At 52.1% G+C, this 3936-nt stretch carries 2 tRNA genes and 2 rRNA genes; all 4 read left to right on the top strand.

Features of this window, described 5'->3' with window-relative positions:
- Positions 1 to 406: ribosomal RNA gene (locus NGM28_RS28225) — 16S ribosomal RNA — on the top strand; the annotation flags it as partial.
- Positions 407 to 492: 86 nt separating this feature from the next.
- Positions 493 to 569, top strand: a tRNA-Ile gene (locus tag NGM28_RS28220).
- 24 nt (positions 570 to 593) lie between these two features.
- Positions 594 to 669 (top strand) — tRNA-Ala (locus NGM28_RS28215).
- Positions 670 to 914: 245 nt separating this feature from the next.
- Positions 915 to 3807, top strand: a 23S ribosomal RNA gene (locus NGM28_RS28210).
- Positions 3808 to 3936: the final 129 nt, after the last annotated feature.

Below are 3936 nucleotides of genomic sequence, written 5' to 3'. Positions count from 1 at the left end.
ATGGTGGGCACTCTAAGGAGACTGCCGGTGACAAACCGGAGGAAGGTGGGGATGACGTCAAGTCATCATGGCCCTTACGGCCTGGGCTACACACGTGCTACAATGGTCGGTACAGAGGGTTGCCAAGCCGCGAGGTGGAGCTAATCTCACAAAACCGATCGTAGTCCGGATCGCAGTCTGCAACTCGACTGCGTGAAGTCGGAATCGCTAGTAATCGCAAATCAGAATGTTGCGGTGAATACGTTCCCGGGCCTTGTACACACCGCCCGTCACACCATGGGAGTGGGTTGCACCAGAAGTAGCTAGTCTAACCTTCGGGAGGACGGTTACCACGGTGTGATTCATGACTGGGGTGAAGTCGTAACAAGGTAGCCGTAGGGGAACCTGCGGCTGGATCACCTCCTTAATCGACGACATCAGCCTGCTGATGAGCTCCCACACGAATTGCTTGATTCATTGTGTAAAGACGATGCTGTAACGCGACCCTGTTATAGGTCTGTAGCTCAGTTGGTTAGAGCGCACCCCTGATAAGGGTGAGGTCGGCAGTTCAAATCTGCCCAGACCTACCAATTACTTGGTGCGGCCTAGTACACGGGGCCATAGCTCAGCTGGGAGAGCGCCTGCCTTGCACGCAGGAGGTCAGCGGTTCGATCCCGCTTGGCTCCACCACTCTTTCAGGTTTCGCAGCACTGCTCAGAACTTAGAAATGAGCATTCCAATGTGAATGTTGATTTCTGACTTTTGTCAGATCGTTCTTTAAAAATTCGGATATGTGATAGAAATAGACTGAACACCAGTTTCACTGCTGGTGGATCAGGCTAAGGTAAAATTTGTGAGTTCTGCTCGAAAGAGCGACGTGCGAATTTTCGGCGAATGTCGTCTTCACAGTATAACCAGATTGCTTGGGGTTATATGGTCAAGTGAAGAAGCGCATACGGTGGATGCCTTGGCAGTCAGAGGCGATGAAAGACGTGGTAGCCTGCGATAAGCTTTGGGGAGTCGGCAAACAGACTGTGATCCAGAGATCTCTGAATGGGGGAACCCACTCAGCACAAGCTGAGTATCTTGTACTGAATACATAGGTGCAAGAGGCGAACCAGGGGAACTGAAACATCTAAGTACCCTGAGGAAAAGAAATCAACCGAGATTCCCTTAGTAGTGGCGAGCGAACGGGGACCAGCCCTTAAGCTGGTTTGAGATTAGTGGAACGCTCTGGAAAGTGCGGCCATAGTGGGTGATAGCCCCGTACACGAAAATCTCTTGCCAGTGAAATCGAGTAGGACGGAGCACGAGAAACTTTGTCTGAACATGGGGGGACCATCCTCCAAGGCTAAATACTACTGACTGACCGATAGTGAACCAGTACCGTGAGGGAAAGGCGAAAAGAACCCCGGAGAGGGGAGTGAAATAGAACCTGAAACCGTATGCGTACAAGCAGTGGGAGCCTACTTTGTTAGGTGACTGCGTACCTTTTGTATAATGGGTCAGCGACTTATATTCAGTGGCGAGCTTAACCGAATAGGGGAGGCGTAGCGAAAGCGAGTCTTAATAGGGCGCTTTAGTCGCTGGGTATAGACCCGAAACCGGGCGATCTATCCATGGGCAGGTTGAAGGTTAGGTAACACTGACTGGAGGACCGAACCGACTACCGTTGAAAAGTTAGCGGATGACCTGTGGATCGGAGTGAAAGGCTAATCAAGCTCGGAGATAGCTGGTTCTCCTCGAAAGCTATTTAGGTAGCGCCTCATGTATCACTGTAGGGGGTAGAGCACTGTTTCGGCTAGGGGGTCATCCCGACTTACCAAACCGATGCAAACTCCGAATACCTACAAGTGCCGAGCATGGGAGACACACGGCGGGTGCTAACGTCCGTCGTGAAAAGGGAAACAACCCAGACCGTCAGCTAAGGTCCCAAAGTCATGGTTAAGTGGGAAACGATGTGGGAAGGCTTAGACAGCTAGGAGGTTGGCTTAGAAGCAGCCACCCTTTAAAGAAAGCGTAATAGCTCACTAGTCGAGTCGGCCTGCGCGGAAGATGTAACGGGGCTCAAACCATGCACCGAAGCTACGGGTATCACCTTTGGTGATGCGGTAGAGGAGCGTTCTGTAAGCCTGTGAAGGTGAGTTGAGAAGCTTGCTGGAGGTATCAGAAGTGCGAATGCTGACATGAGTAACGACAATGCGAGTGAAAAACTCGCACGCCGAAAGACCAAGGTTTCCTGCGCAACGTTAATCGACGCAGGGTTAGTCGGTCCCTAAGGCGAGGCTGAAAAGCGTAGTCGATGGAAAACAGGTTAATATTCCTGTACTTCCAGTTATTGCGATGGAGGGACGGAGAAGGCTAGGCCAGCTTGGCGTTGGTTGTCCAAGTTTAAGGTGGTAGGCTGAGATCTTAGGCAAATCCGGGATCTTAAGGCCGAGAGCTGATGACGAGTGCTCATTAGAGCGCGAAGTGGTTGATGCCATGCTTCCAAGAAAAGCTCCTAAGCTTCAGATAACTGGGAACCGTACCCCAAACCGACACAGGTGGTTAGGTAGAGAATACCAAGGCGCTTGAGAGAACTCGGGTGAAGGAACTAGGCAAAATGGCACCGTAACTTCGGGAGAAGGTGCGCCGGTGAGGGTGAAGCACTTGCTGCGTAAGCCCACGCCGGTCGAAGATACCAGGCCGCTGCGACTGTTTATTAAAAACACAGCACTCTGCAAACACGAAAGTGGACGTATAGGGTGTGACGCCTGCCCGGTGCCGGAAGGTTAATTGATGGGGTTAGCGCAAGCGAAGCTCTTGATCGAAGCCCCGGTAAACGGCGGCCGTAACTATAACGGTCCTAAGGTAGCGAAATTCCTTGTCGGGTAAGTTCCGACCTGCACGAATGGCGTAACGATGGCGGCGCTGTCTCCACCCGAGACTCAGTGAAATTGAAATCGCTGTGAAGATGCAGTGTATCCGCGGCTAGACGGAAAGACCCCGTGAACCTTTACTATAGCTTTGCACTGGACTTTGAGCTTGCTTGTGTAGGATAGGTGGGAGGCTTTGAAGTGGGGACGCCAGTTCTCATGGAGCCATCCTTGAAATACCACCCTGGCAACCTTGAGGTTCTAACTCAGGTCCGTTATCCGGATCGAGGACAGTGTATGGTGGGTAGTTTGACTGGGGCGGTCTCCTCCCAAAGAGTAACGGAGGAGTACGAAGGTGCGCTCAGACCGGTCGGAAATCGGTCGTAGAGTATAAAGGCAAAAGCGCGCTTGACTGCGAGACACACACGTCGAGCAGGTACGAAAGTAGGTCTTAGTGATCCGGTGGTTCTGTATGGAAGGGCCATCGCTCAACGGATAAAAGGTACTCCGGGGATAACAGGCTGATACCGCCCAAGAGTTCATATCGACGGCGGTGTTTGGCACCTCGATGTCGGCTCATCACATCCTGGGGCTGAAGCCGGTCCCAAGGGTATGGCTGTTCGCCATTTAAAGTGGTACGCGAGCTGGGTTTAGAACGTCGTGAGACAGTTCGGTCCCTATCTGCCGTGGACGTTTGAGATTTGAGAGGGGCTGCTCCTAGTACGAGAGGACCGGAGTGGACGAACCTCTGGTGTTCCGGTTGTCACGCCAGTGGCATTGCCGGGTAGCTATGTTCGGAAGAGATAACCGCTGAAAGCATCTAAGCGGGAAACTTGCCTCAAGATGAGATCTCACTGGAGCCTTGAGCTCCCTGAAGGGCCGTCGAAGACTACGACGTTGATAGGTTGGGTGTGTAAGCGCTGTGAGGCGTTGAGCTAACCAATACTAATTGCCCGTGAGGCTTGACCATATAACACCCAAGCAATCTGCGCACGAAAGCAGATTGTGGTGGTGAAGATGATACGAACCGAAAGTTCGCAACGAACCACAAATATCGCATATCCGAATTCGCTGGAGTATCCATCTGGATCTTCTGGCA

The organism is Pseudomonas sp. MWU13-3659 (assembly GCF_023757525.1).
In the GTDB taxonomy this organism is placed as follows: Bacteria; Pseudomonadota; Gammaproteobacteria; order Pseudomonadales; family Pseudomonadaceae; genus Aquipseudomonas; species Aquipseudomonas entomophila_E.
The sequence above is the reverse complement of the archived record's forward strand: the minus strand, read 5'-3'. Positions and strand labels throughout refer to the sequence as shown.